The 17736-nt window shown below is 70.3% G+C and carries 18 protein-coding genes; 4 read left to right on the forward strand and 14 right to left on the reverse strand.

The genetic code is table 11. The features are described 5' to 3' along the window. Genes nuoK through K7B10_RS18105 form a run of 11 tightly spaced genes read right to left on the reverse strand, consistent with a single transcriptional unit; the run spans position 1 to position 10703 of the window. Entirely contained in the window at positions 1 to 300 is a 300-nt protein-coding gene (gene nuoK / locus K7B10_RS18055; RefSeq protein WP_030864698.1) for an NADH-quinone oxidoreductase subunit NuoK, read from the reverse strand. After that, entirely contained in the window at positions 297 to 1106 is an 810-nt protein-coding gene (locus K7B10_RS18060) for an NADH-quinone oxidoreductase subunit J (protein WP_030864695.1), read from the reverse strand. The genes nuoK and K7B10_RS18060 overlap by 4 nt, the downstream gene beginning before the upstream one ends. Then, on the reverse strand, positions 1103 to 1711 hold the full coding sequence (nuoI, locus tag K7B10_RS18065; RefSeq protein ID WP_229337095.1) for an NADH-quinone oxidoreductase subunit NuoI: 609 nt from the start codon (positions 1709 to 1711) through the stop codon (positions 1103 to 1105). Before nuoI ends, K7B10_RS18060 begins: the two co-directional genes overlap by 4 nt. Continuing rightward, positions 1704 to 3074 carry an NADH-quinone oxidoreductase subunit NuoH gene (gene nuoH / locus K7B10_RS18070; protein WP_229337097.1) on the reverse strand — a complete coding sequence of 457 codons (1371 nt, stop codon included), beginning with the start codon at positions 3072 to 3074 and terminating at the stop codon, positions 1704 to 1706. Before nuoH ends, nuoI begins: the two co-directional genes overlap by 8 nt. After that, a complete protein-coding gene (locus K7B10_RS18075) occupies positions 3071 to 5578 on the reverse strand; it encodes an NADH-quinone oxidoreductase subunit G (RefSeq protein WP_229337099.1) in 2508 nt (835 codons plus the stop codon). Before K7B10_RS18075 ends, nuoH begins: the two co-directional genes overlap by 4 nt. After that, positions 5575 to 6921, reverse strand: a complete 1347-nt coding sequence (nuoF, locus tag K7B10_RS18080; RefSeq protein WP_229337100.1) for an NADH-quinone oxidoreductase subunit NuoF — start codon at positions 6919 to 6921, stop codon at positions 5575 to 5577. The genes K7B10_RS18075 and nuoF overlap by 4 nt, the downstream gene beginning before the upstream one ends. Beyond that, positions 6921 to 7685 carry an NADH-quinone oxidoreductase subunit NuoE gene (nuoE, locus tag K7B10_RS18085; protein WP_229337102.1) on the reverse strand — a complete coding sequence of 255 codons (765 nt, stop codon included), beginning with the start codon at positions 7683 to 7685 and terminating at the stop codon, positions 6921 to 6923. Before nuoE ends, nuoF begins: the two co-directional genes overlap by 1 nt. Continuing rightward, positions 7682 to 9031: an NADH-quinone oxidoreductase subunit D gene (locus tag K7B10_RS18090; protein ID WP_229337104.1), complete on the reverse strand. Its 1350-nt coding sequence runs from the start codon at positions 9029 to 9031 to the stop codon at positions 7682 to 7684. Before K7B10_RS18090 ends, nuoE begins: the two co-directional genes overlap by 4 nt. Further along, a complete protein-coding gene (locus K7B10_RS18095; RefSeq protein WP_229337106.1) occupies positions 9031 to 9777 on the reverse strand; it encodes an NADH-quinone oxidoreductase subunit C in 747 nt (248 codons plus the stop codon). The genes K7B10_RS18090 and K7B10_RS18095 overlap by 1 nt, the downstream gene beginning before the upstream one ends. Continuing rightward, positions 9774 to 10328, reverse strand: a complete 555-nt coding sequence (locus K7B10_RS18100) for a NuoB/complex I 20 kDa subunit family protein (RefSeq protein WP_030298030.1) — start codon at positions 10326 to 10328, stop codon at positions 9774 to 9776. Before K7B10_RS18100 ends, K7B10_RS18095 begins: the two co-directional genes overlap by 4 nt. Before the next feature lie 15 nt (positions 10329 to 10343). Continuing rightward, on the reverse strand, positions 10344 to 10703 hold the full coding sequence (locus K7B10_RS18105) for an NADH-quinone oxidoreductase subunit A (RefSeq protein ID WP_030028256.1): 360 nt from the start codon (positions 10701 to 10703) through the stop codon (positions 10344 to 10346). Between the two features lie 756 nt (positions 10704 to 11459). Between K7B10_RS18105 and K7B10_RS18110 the strand changes: the two genes are divergently transcribed. Then, positions 11460 to 12299 carry a C40 family peptidase gene (locus tag K7B10_RS18110; RefSeq protein ID WP_229337108.1) on the forward strand — a complete coding sequence of 280 codons (840 nt, stop codon included), beginning with the start codon at positions 11460 to 11462 and terminating at the stop codon, positions 12297 to 12299. A gap of 225 nt (positions 12300 to 12524) precedes the next feature. Next, positions 12525 to 12830: a hypothetical protein gene (locus K7B10_RS18115; protein WP_229337110.1), complete on the forward strand. Its 306-nt coding sequence runs from the start codon at positions 12525 to 12527 to the stop codon at positions 12828 to 12830. Positions 12831 to 12842: 12 nt separating this feature from the next. Here the strand turns inward: K7B10_RS18115 and K7B10_RS18120 are convergent, their stop codons facing one another. Then, positions 12843 to 14126: a geranylgeranyl reductase family protein gene (locus K7B10_RS18120; protein ID WP_030162011.1), complete on the reverse strand. Its 1284-nt coding sequence runs from the start codon at positions 14124 to 14126 to the stop codon at positions 12843 to 12845. Positions 14127 to 14223: 97 nt separating this feature from the next. Between K7B10_RS18120 and K7B10_RS18125 the strand changes: the two genes are divergently transcribed. After that, positions 14224 to 14754, forward strand: coding sequence for a GNAT family N-acetyltransferase (locus K7B10_RS18125; protein WP_229337112.1), 531 nt, complete (start codon positions 14224 to 14226; stop codon positions 14752 to 14754). 180 nt (positions 14755 to 14934) lie between these two features. Here K7B10_RS18125 and K7B10_RS18130 read toward each other — a convergent pair whose 3' ends face one another. Together K7B10_RS18130 and K7B10_RS18135 are read right to left on the reverse strand one after the other, a co-directional pair. Further along, entirely contained in the window at positions 14935 to 15846 is a 912-nt protein-coding gene (locus K7B10_RS18130) for a glutaminase (protein ID WP_229337113.1), read from the reverse strand. 6 nt (positions 15847 to 15852) lie between these two features. Further along, complete coding sequence (locus tag K7B10_RS18135; RefSeq protein WP_229337115.1) at positions 15853 to 16548, reverse strand: demethylmenaquinone methyltransferase; 696 nt, start codon at positions 16546 to 16548, stop codon at positions 15853 to 15855. Positions 16549 to 16747: 199 nt separating this feature from the next. On the opposite strand from K7B10_RS18135, the gene K7B10_RS18140 reads away from it, so the two are divergent. After that, positions 16748 to 17671 (forward strand): DUF3152 domain-containing protein, encoded by a 924-nt coding sequence (locus tag K7B10_RS18140; RefSeq protein ID WP_229337117.1) that lies wholly within the window; start codon positions 16748 to 16750, stop codon positions 17669 to 17671. Positions 17672 to 17736 lie beyond the last annotated feature (65 nt).

Here is a 17736-nt window from a genome sequence, read left to right on the forward strand (position 1 = left end):
TTACAGCTTCATCAGGCTGGCGTCGTCGACCGAGGCCGAGTGTCGGGTCCGGAACAGCGACACGATGATCGCGAGGCCCACCACGACCTCCGCGGCGGCGACGACCATCGTGAAGAAGGCGATGATCTGGCCGTCGAGGTTGCCGTGCATCCGGGAGAAGGCGACGAACGCGAGGTTGCAGGCGTTGAGCATCAGCTCGACGCACATGAACAGCACGATCGCGTTCTTCCGGATGAGCACGCCGGCCGCGCCGATGGTGAACAGCAGAGCGGCCAGGTAGAGGTAGTTGACCGGATTCACTTCGATGCCTCCTCGCGGCCGAGGCGCTCCGCCGACGCCTGCTCCAGCGCCTTCAGGTCGTTCAGCGCCTCGCTCGACACGTCCCGGATCTGGCCGCGGGCGCGCAGCGTCTTGTTGACGGTCAGCTCGGACGGGGTGCCGTCCGGCAGCAGGCCGGCGACGTCCACCGCGTTGTGCCGGGCGTAGACGCCGGGCGCGGGCAGCGGCGGGAGCTGGACGCCCTCGCGCACGCGCCGCTCGGCGAGCTCGCGCTGGGTGGCGGCCCGCTCGGTGCGTTCGCGGTGGGTGAGGACCATCGCGCCGACGGCGGCCGTGATCAGCAGCGCGCCGGTGATCTCGAAGGCGAACACGTACTTGGTGAAGATCAGCGTGGCCAGCCCCTCCACGTGCCCGGCGGAGTTGACCCGGCCGAGCCCGTTGAAGTGGGTGAGCTTGGCGTTGGCGATGCCGGCGATCAGCAGGACGCCGAAGCCGAGCCCGCACAGGACGGCCAGCCAGCGCTGTCCCTTGAGGGTCTCCTTCAGCGAGTCGGCGGCGGTGACGCCGACGAGCATGACCACGAAGAGGAAGAGCATCATGATCGCGCCGGTGTAGACGATGACCTGGACCACGCCCAGGAAGTACGCCCCGTTGGCGAGGTAGAAGACCGCCAGGATGATCATCGTCCCGGCCAGGCTCAGCGCGCTGTGCACGGCCTTCTTCATCAGGATCGTGGACAGCGCGCCGATGACGGCGACGGTGCCGAGGACCCAGAACTGGACCGCCTCGCCGGTGGAGGTCGAGGTGGCCGCTGCGAGGGCGCTCATGCCTGCACCTCCTCGGCATCGGCCGCGGTCTCGCCCTTGGAGACGGCCACCTGCCGCACCGTCCCGGGGGCCGCCCCCGTCACCAGCCCGCGGTAGTAGTCCTGCTCGTCAGTGCCCGGGAAGATCGAGTGCGGAGACTCCACCATTCCCTCGGTCAGACCCGCGAGCAGCTGCTCCTTGGTGTAGATGAGCGATTCGCGGCTCGCGTCGGCCAGTTCGAACTCGTTCGTCATCGTCAGCGCCCGCGTCGGGCAGGCCTCGATGCACAGCCCGCACAGGATGCAGCGGGCGTAGTTGATCTGGTAGACCCGCCCGTACCGCTCACCCGGGGAGTAGCGCTCCTCCTCGGTGTTGTCCGCGCCCTCCACGTAGATGGCGTCGGCGGGGCAGGCCCAGGCGCACAGCTCGCAGCCGATGCACTTCTCCAGGCCGTCCGGGTGCCGGTTCAGCTGGTGCCGTCCGTGGAAGCGCGGAGCGGTGGTCTTCTGCTGCTCCGGGTACTGCTCGGTGAGGCGCTTCTTGAACATGGCCTTGAAGGTCACGCCGAAGCCGGCCACCGGGTTCTGCCACTTCTCGCCCTGCTCGGCATCAGACTTGTCAGACATTCTCAGCACCCTCCTCTCGGTCACTGTCCGTATTCGTCCCGCCACTGGCAATCAGCTCCCGCTCACTGCGAGGCCGCCTGCGCGGTACGGGTGCCAGGTGCTGGCCGGGCTTGGGCGGTACGGGGAACCCGCCCGCCAGCGGGTCGAAGGGCTCGGCCCCGGCGGCCTCGTCGGCCCGCCCGGCGGAGGCCTTCTCCTTCCGGTCGCGGAAGAGGTCCGCGACGAAGGACAGCAGCAGGATCGCGACGACCGCGCCACCGACGTACAGGACGATCTCCGAGAAGTCGTAGCTCTCGTTGCGCAGCGCCCGGACGGTCGCGACCAGCATCAGCCAGACCACGGAGACCGGGATCAGGACCTTCCAGCCGAGCTTCATCAGCTGGTCGTAGCGGACGCGCGGCAGCGTGCCGCGCAGCCAGATGAAGAAGAACAGCAGCAGCTGGACCTTGATGACGAACCAGAGCATCGGCCACCAGCCGTGGTTCGCGCCCTCCCAGAAGTGGCTGATCGGGTACGGGGCGCGCCAGCCGCCCAGGAAGAGGGTGACCGAGACCGCCGAGACGGTGACCATGTTGACGTACTCGGCCAGCATGAACAGCGCGAACTTGATGGAGGAGTACTCGGTGTTGAAACCGCCGACGAGGTCGCCCTCGGACTCCGGCATGTCGAACGGCGCGCGGTTCGTCTCGCCGACCATCGTGATGACGTAGATGATGAACGAGACGGGCAGCAGCACGATGTACCAGCGGTCCGCCTGCGCCTCCACGATCGCCGAGGTCGACATCGATCCGGAGTAGAGGAAGACGGAGGCGAAGGCCGCGCCCATCGCGATCTCGTACGAGATCATCTGCGCGCAGGAGCGCAGGCCGCCGAGCAGCGGGTACGTGGAGCCCGAGGACCAGCCGGCCAGGACGATGCCGTAGATGCCGACCGAGGCGACCGCGAGGATGTAGAGCATCGCGATCGGCAGGTCGGTCAGCTGCATCGTGGTGCGCTGGCCGAAGATCGAGACCTCGTCGTCCGCCGGGCCGAACGGGATCACCGCGATGGCCATGAAGGCCGGGATCGCCGCGATGATCGGGGCCAGGACGTACACCACCTTGTCGGCCCGCTTGACGATGATGTCTTCCTTGAGCATCAGCTTCACGCCGTCGGCGAGCGACTGGAGCATGCCCCAGGGACCGTGCCGGTTGGGGCCGATGCGCAGCTGCATCCAGGCGACGACCTTGCGCTCCCACACGATGGAGAAGAGCACGGTCACCATCAGGAAGGCGAAGCAGAACACCGCCTTGACGACGACCAGCCACCAGACGTCCCTGCCGAACAGGGAGAGGTCCTCGGCCGCGAGCTGTACCGCGTTCACGCGCCCACCTCCGCGGGGGTGCCGCTGCCGTCGGCCGGGGTCGCCGGGCCGATCCGTACGAGGGTGCCCGGGTGGGCCCCGGTGTCGGCGAGGACGCCGTGCCCGGTGGAGTTCAGCGGGAGCCAGACCACCCGGTCGGGCATCTCGGTGATCCGCAGGGGGAGTTCCACGGAGCCGGCCGGGCCGGTCACCGCGAGGACGTCGCCGTCCTTGACGCCGGTCTCGGCGGCCGTGGCGGCCGAGAGCCGGGCGCTCGCCTCGTGCCGGGTGCCGGCCAGGGCGTCGTCGCCCTCCTGGAGCCGGCCCAGGTCGAGCAGGAGCCGGTGGCCCGCGAGGACCGCCTCGCCCGCTGCGGGGCGGGGCAGCGGCGCGGTGTCCGCGGAGTGCTCGGCGGCACGCCCTCCGGACCACGGGCCGAGCGCGTCGAGCTCGCGGCGTACGGCGTGTACGTCGGGCAACGCGATCGGCCGGTCGGCCGCGTCGGCCAGCATGTGCAGCACGCGGGCGTCGGCGGGGGCGAGCCGACGGGTCATCTGGTCGGGCTTGAGCGCGGCCTCGAACGGCCGGACCCTGCCCTCCCAGTTGATGAACGCGCCGGCCTTCTCGGCGACGGCGGCTACGGGCAGGACCACGTCCGCGTGGTCCGTGACCTGGCCGGGCCGCAGTTCCAGCGAGACCACGAAGGCCTCCTGGAGGGCGACCAGCGCCCGCTCCGGGTCCGGCAGGTCGGCGATCTCGACGCCCGCGATCAGCAGGGCGGAGAGCTCGCGCCCGGCGGCGGCCTCGACGATCTGGCCGGTGTCGCGGCCGTAGCGGTGCGGGAGTTCGTCCAGCCCCCAGGCGGTGGCGACCTCGTCGCGGGCCCGCGGGTCGGTGGCCGGACGGGCCCCCGGCAGCAGCGAGGGCAGCGCGCCCGCCTCGACGGCGGCCCGCTCCCCGGCCCGGCGCGGGATCCACACGAGCTGCGCGCCGGTCGCGGCGGCGGCCCGCACGGCGGCGGTCAGCGCGCCGGGCACGCCGGCCAGCCGCTCGCCGACGACGATCACCGCGCCGGAGCGGCGCAGCGCCTCGCCGGCCTCGGCCCCGCCGGCCTCCAGGCCGGTACCGGTGGCCAGCGCGGCCAGCCACTCGGGCTCGGTTCCGGGGGCGGCGGCCAGCAGGGTGCCGCCCGCCTTCTCCAGGCCGCGGGTGGCGAACGGGGCGAGGGCGAAGGTCCGCTGCCCCCGCTTGCGGTGGGCCTTGCGCAGCCGCAGGAAGACGCCGGGGGCCTCCTCCTCGGACTCGATGCCGACGAGCAGGACGGCGGGGGCCGCCTCCAGCTTCGCGTACGTGACACCGCTGCCGTCGAGGTCCTTGCCGGTGCCGGCCACGGTGGCGGCCAGGAACTCGGCCTCCTCCGCGCTGTGGATCCGGGCCCGGAAGTCGATGTCGTTGGTGTCGAGGACGACCCGGGCGAACTTGGCGTACGCGTACGCGTCCTCCACCGTGAGCCGTCCGCCGGTCAGGACGCCGGCCCGGCCGCGCGCGGCGGCGAGCCCGGCGGCCGCGGCCTCCAGGGCCTCGGGCCAGCTCGCCGGGGCGAGGACCCCGTCCGCGCCGCGCACCAGCGGGGTGGTGAGCCGGTCGGGGCGCTGCGCGTAGCGGAACCCGAAGCGGCCCTTGTCGCAGATCCACTCCTCGTTGACCTCGGGGTCCTCCGCGGCCATCCGGCGCAGCACCTTGCCGCGGCGGTGGTCGGTCCGGGTCGCGCAGCCGCCCGCGCAGTGCTCGCACACGCTCGGGGAGGAGACGAGGTCGAACGGGCGGGAGCGGAACCGGTAGGCGGCCGAGGTGAGGGCGCCGACGGGGCAGATCTGGATGGTGTTGCCGGAGAAGTACGACTCGAAGGGGTCGCCCTCTCCGATGCCGACCTGCTGGAGCGCGCCGCGCTCCAGGAGCTCGATCATCGGGTCGCCCGCGACCTGCGTGGAGAAGCGGGTGCAGCGCGCGCACAGCACGCACCGCTCGCGGTCCAGCAGCACCTGCGTGGAGATCGGGACGGGCTTCTCGTACGTGCGCTTCCTGCCCTCGAAACGCGAGTCGCTCTGCCCGTGGGACATCGCCTGGTTCTGCAGCGGGCACTCGCCGCCCTTGTCGCAGACCGGGCAGTCCAGCGGGTGGTTGATGAGCAGCAGCTCCATCACCCCGCGCTGGGACTTCTCGGCGACCGGGGAGGTCAGCTGCGTCTTGACGACCATGCCGTCGGTGCAGGTGATGGTGCAGGAGGCCATCGGCTTGCGCTGGCCCTCGACCTCGACGATGCACTGGCGGCAGGCACCGACCGGGTCGAGGAGGGGGTGGTCGCAGAACCGGGGGATCTCGATGCCGATCTGCTCGGCGGCCCGGATGACCAGGGTCCCCTTGGGCACCGACAGTTCGACGCCGTCGATGGTCAGGGAGATCAGGTCTTCGGGCGGTACGGCGGCCTCTCCGCCACCGGTCGGAGCATTAGTGGTGACGGTCATGCGTTCACCTCCGTGTCAGCCCAGAGGGTCGACTTCTTGGGGTCGAAGGGGCAGCCCCTGCCCGTGATGTGCTGCTCGTACTCCTCGCGGAAGTACTTGAGCGAGGAGAAGATCGGGCTGGCGGCGCCGTCGCCGAGCGCGCAGAACGACTTGCCGTTGATGTTGTCGGCGATGTCGTTCAGCTTGTCGAGGTCCGACATGACCCCCTTGCCCGCCTCGATGTCGCGCAGCAACTGGACCAGCCAATAAGTGCCTTCGCGGCAGGGGGTGCACTTGCCGCAGGACTCGTGGGCGTAGAACTCGGTCCAGCGGGTGACGGCGCGCACCACGCAGGTCGTCTCGTCGAAGCACTGCAGCGCCTTGGTGCCGAGCATGGAGCCGGCCGCGCCGACGCCCTCGTAGTCCAGCGGCACGTCCAGGTGTTCGGCCGTGAACATGGGGGTGGAGGAGCCGCCCGGGGTCCAGAACTTCAGCCGGTGCCCGGGGCGCATCCCGCCGCTCATGTCGAGGAGCTGGCGCAGGGTGATGCCGAGCGGGGCCTCGTACTGGCCGGGTCCGGCGACGTGCCCGGAGAGCGAGTACAGGGTGAATCCGGGGGACTTCTCCGTGCCCATCGACTTGAACCAGTCCTTGCCCCGGTTCAGGATCGCGGGAACCGAGGCGATCGACTCCACGTTGTTGACGACGGTGGGGCACGCGTAGAGCCCCTCGACGGCGGGGAAGGGGGGACGCAGCCGGGGCTGACCGCGCCGGCCTTCGAGGGAGTCGAGGAGTGCCGTCTCCTCGCCGCAGATGTAGGCGCCCGCGCCCGCGTGCACCGTGATGTCGAGCTTCAGTCCGCTCCCGAGGACGTCCTCCCCGAGGTATCCGGCCTCGTACGCCTCGCGCACCGCCTCGTGCAGGCGCCGCAGTACCGGCACGACCTCGCCGCGCAGGTAGATGAAGGCGTGCTCCGACCGGATCGCGTAGCAGGCGATGATCATTCCCTCGATGAGGGAGTGCGGGTTGGCGAAGAGGAGGGGGATGTCCTTGCAGGTTCCCGGCTCCGACTCGTCCGCGTTCACGACGAGGTAGTGCGGCTTTCCGTCGCCCTGCGGAATGAACTGCCACTTCATTCCGGTGGGGAAGCCCGCGCCTCCGCGGCCGCGCAGACCGGAGTCCTTCACGTATGCGATGAGGTCGTCCGGGGTCATCGCGAGCGCCTTGCGCAGGCCCTCGTAGCCCTCGTGGCGCCGGTAGGTCTCCAGCGTCCACGACTGCGGCTCGTCCCAGAAGGCCGACAGCACGGGCGCCAGCAGCTTCTCCGGGGCGCCGTTCTCATGCATTTCGGCAGTCACCGTCATCACTCCCCCTCCTCTGTGGCAGCAGAAGCCTCACCACGCGGGTGCACGACCTTGCCGAGCTGCGGGGTCTCGCCGCGCGCGATGCGCAGCCCGATCAGGGAGGCGGGACCGGCGCCGCCGCTCGCCTCGACCGCGCCCTCGCGCTCGTCCGGGAAGCCGGCCAGGATCCGGGCCGTCTCCTTGTACGTGCACAGCGGCGCGCCCCGGGTCGGCGCGACGGGCCGGCCGGCGATCAGGTCGTCGACCATGGCCTTGGCGGACTCGGGGGTCTGGTTGTCGAAGAACTCCCAGTTGACCATCACCACGGGGGCGTAGTCGCAGGCCGCGTTGCACTCGATGTGCTCCAGCGTGACCTTGCCGTCGGGGGTGGTCTCGTTGTTGCCGACCCCGAGGTGCTCCTTGAGCTCGTCGAAGATCGCGTCGCCGCCCATGACCGCGCACAGGGTGTTCGTGCAGACCCCGACCTGGTAGTCGCCGGAGGCCTTGCGCCGGTACATCGTGTAGAAGGTGGCCACGGCGGTGACCTCGGCCGTGGTGAGGCCCAGCACCTCGGCGCAGAACCGGATGCCGGTGCGCGAGACGTGGCCCTCCTCGGCCTGGGTCAGGTGCAGCAGCGGCAGCAGCGCGGACCGGCTGTCGGGGTAGCGGGCGATGACCTCCTTCGCGTCCGCTTCGAGCCGGGCGCGTACGTCGGCCGGGAAATCGGGGGCCGGAAGCCGGGGCATGCCCAGACTCACCCCTTGACCGGTCGGATTGGCTGTCATCGGTCGACGCCTCCCATCACGGGGTCGATGGAGGCGACGGCGACGATGACGTCGGCGACCTGGCCGCCCTCGCACATCGCGGCCATGGCCTGCAGGTTGGTGAAGGACGGGTCGCGGAAGTGGACCCGGTAGGGGCGGGTGCCGCCGTCGGAGACGACGTGGACCCCGAGCTCGCCCTTGGGCGACTCGACGGCCGCGTAGGCCTGCCCGGCCGGCACCCGGAAGCCCTCGGTCACCAGCTTGAAGTGGTGGATGAGGGCCTCCATGGAGGTGCCCATGATGTTCTTGATGTGGTCGAGCGAGTTGCCGAGGCCGTCCGGGCCCATCGCGAGCTGCGCGGGCCAGGCGATCTTCTTGTCGGCGACCATGACCGGGCCCGGCTCCAGCCGTTCGAGGCACTGCTCGACGATCCGCAGGGACTGGCGCATCTCCTCCAGGCGGATCAGGAACCGCCCGTACGAGTCGCAGCTCTCGGTGGTCGGCACGTCGAACTCGTACGTCTCGTACCCGCAGTACGGGTCCGACTTGCGCAGGTCGTGCGGCAGGCCGGCCGAGCGCAGGATCGGGCCGGTGGCGCCGAGCGCCATGCAGCCGGTGAGGTCGAGGTAGCCGACGTCCTGCATGCGGGCCTTGAAGATGGGGTTGCCGGTGGCGAGCTTGTCGTACTCGGGCAGGTTCTTCTTCATGGTCTTGAGGAAGTCGCGCAGCTGGTCCACGGCGCCCGGGGGCAGGTCCTGGGCGAGCCCGCCGGGGCGGACGAACGCGTGGTTCATGCGCAGGCCCGTGATGAGCTCGAAGATGTCGAGGATCAGCTCGCGGTCCCGGAACCCGTAGATCATGATCGTGGTCGCGCCCAGCTCCATGCCGCCGGTGGCGATGCACACCAGGTGGGAGGAGAGCCGGTTGAGCTCCATCAGCAGGACGCGGATGACGGTGGCGCGGTCCGGGATCTGGTCGGTGATGCCGAGGAGCTTCTCGACGCCGAGGCAGTAGGCCGTCTCGTTGAAGAACGGCGTCAGGTAGTCCATGCGCGTCACGAAGGTGGTGCCCTGGGTCCAGTTCCGGAATTCGAGGTTCTTCTCGATGCCGGTGTGCAGGTAGCCGATGCCGCAGCGGGCCTCGGTGACGGTCTCGCCGTCGATCTCCAGGATCAGCCGGAGCACGCCGTGGGTGGACGGGTGCTGCGGGCCCATGTTGACGACGATCCGCTCGTCGTCGGCCTTCGCCGCGGACCGGACGATCTCGTCCCAGTCGCCGCCGGTGACGGTGTAGACGGTGCCTTCGGTCGTCTCCCGGGAGGCCGCGGGGTTCGAGGAGGCGCCGTTCGATGCGTTCTGGGCGTTCATCAGCTGTACGACCTCCGCTGGTCGGGAGCCGGGATCTGGGCGCCCTTGTACTCGATGGGGATGCCGCCGAGCGGGTAGTCCTTGCGCTGCGGGAAGCCCTGCCAGTCGTCCGGCATCATGATCCGCGTGAGCGCCGGGTGCCCGTCGAAGACCAGGCCGAAGAAGTCGTACGCCTCGCGCTCGTGCCAGTCGTTCGTCGGATAGACGGAGACGAGCGACGGGACGTGCGGGTCGGCGTCCGGGGCGGTGACCTCCAGGCGCACCACCCGGCCGTGGGTGATCGAGCGCAGGTGGTAGACGGCGTGCAGCTCGCGGCTCCTGTCCTCGGGGAAGTGGACCCCGCTGACGCCGGTGCAGAGCTCGAAGCGCAGGGCCGGGTCGTCGCGCAGGGTCTTCGCGACGCGGACGAGGTGCTCGCGGGCGATGTGGAGCGTCAGCTCGCCCCGGTCGACGACGACCTTCTCGATCGCGTTCTCCGGGAGCAGGTCCTGCTCCTCCAGCGCCCCTTCGAGCTCGTCGACGACCTCGTCGAAGTAGGAGCCGTAGGGGCGGTGGCTCTCGCCCGGCATGGCCACGGTGCGGACGAGGCCGCCGTAGCCGCTGGTGTCGCCGCCGTTCCGGGCGCCGAACATGCCCTTGCGGACACCGATCACCTCGGGGCCGCCGGCGGAACCCCGCGGGGCAGGAACGTTGTTCCCGTTGCCGTTGCCGTCGGTGGCCGGGGAGGTCTCGCTCGCGTCGCTCACCGGAGCAGCCCCTTCATCTCGATCGTGGGGAGGGCCTTGAGGGCCGCCGCCTCCGCCTCGCGCGCCGCCTCTTCCCGGTTCACGCCGAGCTTTCCGCCCTGGATCTTCTGATGGAGCTTGAGGATCGCGTCGATCAGCATCTCGGGGCGCGGCGGGCAGCCGGGGAGATAGATGTCCACCGGGACGATGTGGTCGACGCCCTGGACAATCGCGTAGTTGTTGAACATTCCGCCTGAAGATGCACAAACCCCCATGGAGATGACCCATTTGGGAGCGGGCATCTGGTCGTACACCTGCCGCAGCACCGGTGCCATCTTCTGACTGACCCGTCCGGCCACGATCATCAGATCGGCCTGGCGCGGGGACCCGCGGAAGACCTCCATGCCGAAGCGGGCCAGGTCGTACCGGCCCGCTCCGGTGGTCATCATCTCGATGGCGCAGCAGGCCAGGCCGAAGGTCGCGGGGAACACGGATGACTTGCGCACCCAGCCCGCGGCCTGTTCGACGGTGGTCAGCAGAAAGCCGCTCGGCAGCTTCTCTTCCAGTCCCATGGGAAATTCAGCCCCTCAGTCCCATTCCAGACCGCCGCGGCGCCACACGTAGGCGTAGGCGACGAAGACGGTGAGCACGAAGAGCAGCATCTCGACGAGCCCGAAGATCCCCAGGGAGTCGAAGGTGACCGCCCAGGGGTAGAGGAAGACAACTTCGATGTCGAAGACGATGAAGAGCATCGCCGTCAGGTAGTACTTGATGGGGAAGCGACCGCCGCCGGCCGGCGTGGGCGTCGGCTCGATGCCGCACTCGTACGCCTCGAGCTTCGCCCGGTTGTACCGTTTTGGGCCGATCAGCGTGGCCATGACCACGGAGAAGATCGCAAACCCTGCGCCGAGGGCGCCGAGCACGAGGATGGGCGCGTACGCATTCACGCTCCTCGCTCCTTCCAGTCGTCCTTGACCGTTGGACCGCCGTGCCGGCCGCCTCGCGAAGATCGTCCAACTCGACGGGATCTCATGTGAGGCAGTTCACAAGCCGGACTGGTGCGCATCTTATGCCCGCTCCTCTGTGATCTGCGACACGGGTAACAACACCGAGTTTGTGATCTCCACCACCTGACGAACGATCACCAAGACCGATAGGTGGTGATCTTCATACGCGAAGCATCCACATGATCACCAAAGGTGACATCCGACCGCGTTACCGCAGGTAGAAGGCCGATGTCCCTATCAAATGATGTCGAGTGCAGGCAAATTTGCGAGATCAAGCCTTGCACGGTAAAGGAAATCGCCGTCGCCCGGCCGGGGGAGCCCCGGGGACGGGAGTGGACGGCCGCCCGGCGCGTGCGCGCGTTCACGAGCGCCGACGCCACCGCACGGGAAGTTCACGGTCAGATCACGGACGGACCACAGCGCCCCCACAGTGAGACGAATCTGTGACCTGCACCACACCGGATTCTCGGCCCCGAAAGGGGGCTTGGCCATCTGTCCGCAGTGATGGTAGGTCGTGGATCAATTCGGACTTATTGCGGAAACCCCTTGATCACAGCCTTGTGACGGCGTGTCCGATACGTCCGTTACGGCGTCAATAAGACGCGCGACGCGCCCGGTTAGCCCGGTTCGCGGACAACTGTGGCGCAGACCACGTTTCTTGATGGGAACCCGGACCCCCTGATAGCGGTTGTCCTCATGTCCCACACCGCTCACATACCCAGCCACCGGAAGCCCCGTCGCAGCGCCTCGAAGCTCGCGGTCCGTGCCGGAGTTGCCGGTGGCGTCCTCAGCACCCTGGCGATGGCCGGCACGGCGAGCGCGTCCCCGTCCGAGCCCGTGACCGAGACGACGCTCGAAATGCCGGTCCTGAACCTGGACCTGGCCGCCGACGTCTCCTCCGCCGTCACCACCGCCGCCGAGAACACGGCCGCCGCCGCCGTCACCGGTGAGCTGCGCACGCAGGAGGAGCAGGCCCGCACCGGCGCCGCCGCCGAGGCCAAGAAGGCCAAGGAGGACGCCCAGAAGGCCGACGCCGAGAAGAAGGCGAAGGAGGAGGCGGACCGCAAGGCCGACGCCGAGCGCGCCACCCGCAGCTCCTCCCGCAGCACGCTCCAGAACGCCTCCGCGTCGGACTCGGGCTCCGAGCTGGGCTCGGGCACCGTCACCGCCCCGGCGACCGGCTCCGCCGCCGCGATCGTCAACTACGTCCGCGCGCAGGTCGGCAAGGCGTACATCAGCGGCGGCACCGGCGCGAACGGCTCGTTCGACTGCTCCGGCCTCGTCCAGGCCGCCTACCGCCAGGTCGGCGTCACCCTGCCGCGCGTGTCGCAGGACCAGTCCACGAAGGGCCGTTCGGTCTCCCTGAGCGCCCTCCAGCCCGGCGACATCCTGTACTGGGGCCCCAGCGGCAGCGCCTACCACGTCGCCATCTACGTCGGCGGCGGCAAGTTCGTGGGCGCCCAGAACTCCGGCACGGGCGTCGTCGAGCGCTCCCTGAGCTACGACCCGCCGACGGGCGCCCGCCGCGTCCTCTGAGCCCCTTGAGGTCCCGGAGGCCCGCCGAAGCTCCCTGAGGCTCCCCAGGGGCTCCTGAGCCCCTCTCAGCGCGACACGGCACGCCTCGGCACGTCCACAGCACGGCCCGAGGGCCGGCACTCCCCCGCTCGGGGGCGGAGTGCCGGCCCTTTCCGCGTCCGCCGGCGCCCTGAGAGGATGGTGGTGCGCAGCACCCGATTCAGGCCAGGAGGTGGCGGACGCGTGATGACCGACGCGTACGAGGAACAGGGCGACCCCGCCGACCCCACCCCCGTACCCGCCGCCACCGGGCTCTTCCTGCTCGCCGTCGGCGGCTGGCTCCTGAACACCACCCGCCCCTGGCACAAACCCGGACATCCCGTCATTCTGGGACTCGGCTGGGCCGTTGCCTTCACGCTGCTGCTCTGGGGCGTCGTACTGGTCGCCCGCTGCGTACGGACGGTCCACGCCCCGCGGCAGTGGCCCGCGTACGGGAACGGAAGCGACGAAGCGGGCCGAACCGGTGGAACCCCGGCCCGACCCGCTCCCTAGGACCCCGGGACATCAGGCCTTGGGGGCCACCTTCGAGAGGCCGTTGATGATGCGGTCCATCGCGTCGCCGCCCGCCGGGTCGGTCAGGTTGGCCAGCATCTTCAGCGTGAACCGCATGAGCACCGGGTGCGTCAGGCCGCGCTGCGCGGCGACCTTCATGACCTTCGGGTTGCCGATCAGCTTCACGAAGGCGCGGCCCAGCGAGTAGTAGCCCCCGTACGTCTCCTTGAGCACCTTCGGGTAGCTGTGCAGCGCCAGCTCGCGCTGGGCCGGGGTGGCCCGGGCGTGCGCCTGCACGATGACGTCGGCCGCGATCTGCCCCGATTCCATCGCATACGCGATGCCCTCGCCGTTGAACGGGTTGACGAGCCCGCCCGCGTCACCGACCAGCAGCAGGCCCTTGGTGTAGTGCGGCTGCCGGTTGAAGGCCATCGGCAGGGCCGCGCCGCGGATCGGCTGCGTCATGTTCTCGGGGGTGTAGCCCCAGTCCTCCGGCATGGAGGCGCACCAGGCCTTGAGGACCTCGCGCCAGTCCAGCTCCCGGAAGGCGGAGGAGGAGTTGAGGATGCCGAGGCCGACGTTGGACGTGCCGTCGCCCATGCCGAAGATCCAGCCGTAGCCGGGCAGCAGCCGGTCCTGCGCGCCGCGCCGGTCCCACAGCTCCAGCCAGGACTCCAGGTAGTCGTCGTCGTGCCGGGGCGAGGTGAAGTACGTACGGACGGCGACGCCCATCGGACGGTCCTCGCGCCGGTGCAGGCCCATCGCGAGCGAGAGCCGCGAGGAGTTGCCGTCGGCTGCGACCACGAGCGGGGCGCTGAAGGTGACCGGGGTCTTCTCCTCGCCCAGCTTGGCCTGCACGCCGGTGATGTGGCCGGTGCGCGGGTCGCGGACGGGCTCGCCGACGTTGCAGCGCTCGTACAGGCGGGCGCCGGCCTTCTGGGCCTGGCGGGCCAGGGTCTCGTCGAAGTCGTCGCGCTTGCGGACGAGTCCGTAGTCGGGGAAGGAGGCGAGTTCCGGCCAGTCCAGCTGGAGGCGCTGGCCTCCGCCGATGATCCGCAGGCCCTTGTTGCGGAGCCAGCCGGCCTCTTCGGAGACGTCGATGCCCATCGCCACCAGCTGCTTGGTGGCGCGCGGGGTCAGTCCGTCGCCGCAGACCTTCTCGCGCGGGAACGCCGTCTTCTCCAGGAGCAGGACGTCGAGTCCGGCCTTGGCGAGGTAGTAGGCGGTGGTCGAGCCGGCGGGCCCGGCCCCGACGACGATCACATCCGCGGAGTGTTCGGAGAGGGGCTCGGTCACTGCGGGGTCTCCCGAAGGCTCGATAAGGGGTGCCCAACGGCACGGGACATGTGCAGTCTATGCAGCGAGAGAGATCACGAACCGAAGGGCTGCCCCGATGACCGCTTCGCCCACCTCGCCCGCCTCGCTCCCGACCGTCCGGCTGCGCGTGCCGACCGACGAGGACGCCCGGGCCTGGCACGAGGTCTTCGACGACCCCGACGTCATGGAGTTCCTCGGCGGCCCCGCCGAGCTGTCCCTGTACGAGGAGTTCACGGCGCGCCAGCGGATGCACGACGCGCAGCTCGGCTTCTGCCTGTGGACGCTGCTGGACGCGGACGGCGCCGTCATCGGCTTCACGGGCGCCCAGCCGTGGCCGCAGGAGAAGGCCTGGGGGCCGGTCGGCGAGATCGAGATCGGCTGGCGCCTGGGCCGCACCGCGTGGGGCAAGGGCTACGCGTACGCCGCTGCCCTGGCGACGCTGGAGCGCGTGCGCGCGGCGGGGCTCGATCAGGTGGTGGCGATGATCAACGACGAGAACCGCCGCTCGATCGCGGTCGCGGAACGCCTGGGCATGACCCTGGCGGAGCGCTTCCTCCTCCCCAACGGCCGCAGTTACGGCCGCCGCTACGAACTCGCACTGGCCTAAGGGCTGTCCCGCAATCCGCGGTGGGTCAGCGCGCGGCGTCGGATGCGGTGCATCGCAAGGCGGAGGGTCGTCCTCATACTGGGCGTATTCGGGCGATCCCGACTACGCAGCGAGGTGCCGTAGCCGGCGCCGCGCGCCCGCCGGGGATTACGGGACAGCCCTCAGGGGCGGGGAGCCGGCTCAGAAGACGGAAAGGCCCGTGAGCGTCGTGAAGCGGTCCAGGGCGGCCACGCCCGCAACGGAGTTGCCGTGCGGGTCGAGGCCCGGTGACCAGACGGCCAGCGTGCACACGCCCGGGACCACCGCCACGATCCCGCCGCCCACGCCGCTCTTGCCGGGAAGTCCGACGCGGTACGCGAACTCGCCTGCCGCGTCGTACGTCCCACAGGTCAGCATCACCGCGTTGACCTGCTTCGCCTCGCTCCGCGTCAGCAGCCGCGATCCGTCCGTCCGCAGGCCGTGCCGGGCCAGGAACCGTGCCGCGCGCGCCAGATCGGCGCAGCTCATCTCGATCGAGCACTGCCAGAAGTAGTGGTCCAGCAGCGCCGGCACCGGGTTGTCGATGTTCCCGTACGAGGCCATGAAGTGCGCCAGCGCGGCGTTGCGGTCACCGTGCTCGTGCTCCGAGGCCGCCACCTCCGCGTCGAATCCCAGCTCCGGGTTCCCGCTCTCCTCCTGGAGGAACTTCAGCAGCTCGCTGCTCGCGTCGCCCGTCAGCGTCTGCAGCCGGTCCGTGACCACCAGTGCGCCCGCGTTGATGAACGGATTGCGTGGAATGCCGTTCTCGTACTCCAGCTGCACCAGCGAGTTGAACGGGTTGCCCGACGGCTCCCGGCCGACCCGCTCCCACAGGCTGTCGCCGCCCTCGGCCAGCGCCAGGGCCAGCGCGAAGACCTTCGTGATCGACTGGGCCGAGAACGGAACCCGCCAGTCCCCCACCCCGTACACGTTCCCGTCGAGATCGGCGACGGCCATCCCGAACTGCCCCGGGTCCACCGACGCGAGCGCGGGGATGTACTCGGCCGGCGTGCCCCCGCCCACCAGGGGGGCGACGTCCGCCGCTATCTGCTCCAGGAGCGGCTGGTAGTCCACGGCCCGCTACGCCGTCTTGACGCCGCGGTGCAGCGCCACGATGCCGCCGCTCAGGTTCCGCCAGGCCACCTTCGACCAGCCGGCCTTCTGCAGCAGCCCGGCCAGCGCCGGCTGGTCCGGCCACTCCCGGATCGACTCGGCGAGGTACACGTACGCGTCGGGGTTGGAGGAGACCGCGCGGGCCACCGGCGGCAGGGCGCGCATCAGGTATTCCATGTACACCGTCCGGAAGGGGCCCCAGGTGGGCTGCGAGAACTCGCAGATCACGACCTGCCCGCCCGGCTTGGTCACCCGGTACAGCTCCCGCAGTGCCGCGTCCGTGTCCTGCACGTTGCGCAGCCCGAAGGAGATCGTCACCGTGTCGAAGACGTCGTCCTTGAAGGGCAGCTTCGTCGCGTCGCCCGCGGTCAGCGGCAGCCAGGCGTGCCGCTTCTTGCCCTCGCGGAGCATCCCGAGCGAGAAGTCGCAGGGGACGACGTACGCGCCCGTCGCGGCGAACGGCAGCGAGGAGGTCGCGGTCCCGGCGGCCAGGTCCAGCACCTTGTGGCCGGGGCGCGCACCGACCGCCTTGGCGACCTCCTTGCGCCACAGACGGGCCTGCCCGAGGGAGAGGACGTCGTTGGTGAGATCGTAGTTCGCCGCCACACCGTCGAACATGGAGGCGACTTCGTGCGGCTGCTTGTCCAGGGAAGCGCGGGTCACTGGCGTTGGCCCCTCAGGTGCGGTGCGGTACGGGTGGGCGGATACCGGGCCATTCTCGCAGGCGGCGCCGGGCACCACCGCCGGGGGCACAACTGGCCCGATGGACAGTTACGCGGGGCACGCACGTCCGCGTTGACTGTCGACCATGGCCTGAACAAGGCCTACCGAAACACGATATTCACGAACAAAGGGCTCCACGATGCCGGCAGGCCATCCCACCGGTCACGGTCGAAGTACGCGTCTCGGCCCCCGCGCGCAGCGGCGGGCCGAGCGGCGCAGGCGGCTCCACCGCACGCTCCTCGGATCGGCCGCGGTGGTCGCCCTCGCGGCGACCGCGTACGCGGTCGTGCCCCTGGACGACGCCTCCTCCGCCTCCGACTCGGTGGCCGCGCCGCCCGCGGGTACCCCCGGTGCCGCCTCCGGCACGCCCGGCCCGGATCCCGCCGCCTCGACCGCTCCCCCTTCGGCCTCCGCCGGGTCCGCCGCACCCGGGGGACCCTCCGCCGACGCCTCCAAGCCCGGCGGCGCCGGCGGCGGACCGGCCGCGGGCAAGACCCCCCAGTCCGGCCCGGGCACCTTCGCGGTCTCCTCCCGCTCGGGGCAGCCGCAGGGCAAGGGGGCCGCCCGCAAGTGGCGGATCGAGGTCGAGGAGGGCAGCGGGGTCGACGCGGACACCGCCGCGCAGTCCGTGGAGAAGATCCTCGGGGACCCCCGCGGGTGGATCAAGGACCCGGCGTACGGCTTCCAGCTCGTCGGGGCCGGCCAGCCGGTGGACTTCACCGTGAAGATCGCCACACCCACGACCACCGACCGGCTGTGCGAGGTGGTCACCCCGGAGCTCATCGGCGAGACGAACTGCCGGGCCGGTCACACCGTCGTGGTGAACCTCAAGCGCTGGCTCGAGGGATCTCCGCAGTTCAAGGGGGCTGTCGAGGAGTACCGGGCGCTGATCGTCAACCACGAGGTGGGCCACGAACTGGGCCGCGACCACGAGACCTGCCCGGGCCCCGGAAAGCCCGCTCCGGCGATGATGCAGCAGATCAAGGGGCTGCTCGGCTGCACGGCGAATGCCTGGCCGTTCGACGGAAATGGAACCTACCTGTCAGGACCACCCGTCCCATAGGGCAGAGAGATCCGACGGGCCGGACGAGTTGACCACTCGGTCCCCGGCCGGGGGCGAGGAGTGGA

The sequence above is a fragment of the Streptomyces flavotricini genome (assembly GCF_020639365.1).
In the GTDB taxonomy this organism is placed as follows: Bacteria; Actinomycetota; Actinomycetes; order Streptomycetales; family Streptomycetaceae; genus Streptomyces; species Streptomyces flavotricini.

Coding starts and splice junctions, on each gene's coding strand:
- nuoE (WP_229337102.1), bottom strand. CDS start 7,685: ATGACAGCCAATCCGACCGGTCAAGGGGTGAGTCTGGGCATGCCCCGG.
- nuoF (WP_229337100.1), bottom strand. CDS start 6,921: ATGACGGTGACTGCCGAAATGCATGAGAACGGCGCCCCGGAGAAGCTG.
- K7B10_RS18100 (WP_030298030.1), bottom strand. CDS start 10,328: ATGGGACTGGAAGAGAAGCTGCCGAGCGGCTTTCTGCTGACCACCGTC.
- K7B10_RS18125 (WP_229337112.1), top strand. CDS start 14,224: ATGACCGCTTCGCCCACCTCGCCCGCCTCGCTCCCGACCGTCCGGCTG.
- K7B10_RS18090 (WP_229337104.1), bottom strand. CDS start 9,031: ATGAACGCCCAGAACGCATCGAACGGCGCCTCCTCGAACCCCGCGGCC.
- nuoI (WP_229337095.1), bottom strand. CDS start 1,711: ATGTCTGACAAGTCTGATGCCGAGCAGGGCGAGAAGTGGCAGAACCCG.
- K7B10_RS18115 (WP_229337110.1), top strand. CDS start 12,525: ATGACCGACGCGTACGAGGAACAGGGCGACCCCGCCGACCCCACCCCC.
- K7B10_RS18140 (WP_229337117.1), top strand. CDS start 16,748: ATGCCGGCAGGCCATCCCACCGGTCACGGTCGAAGTACGCGTCTCGGC.
- K7B10_RS18075 (WP_229337099.1), bottom strand. CDS start 5,578: ATGACCGTCACCACTAATGCTCCGACCGGTGGCGGAGAGGCCGCCGTA.
- K7B10_RS18060 (WP_030864695.1), bottom strand. CDS start 1,106: ATGAGCGCCCTCGCAGCGGCCACCTCGACCTCCACCGGCGAGGCGGTC.
- K7B10_RS18110 (WP_229337108.1), top strand. CDS start 11,460: ATGTCCCACACCGCTCACATACCCAGCCACCGGAAGCCCCGTCGCAGC.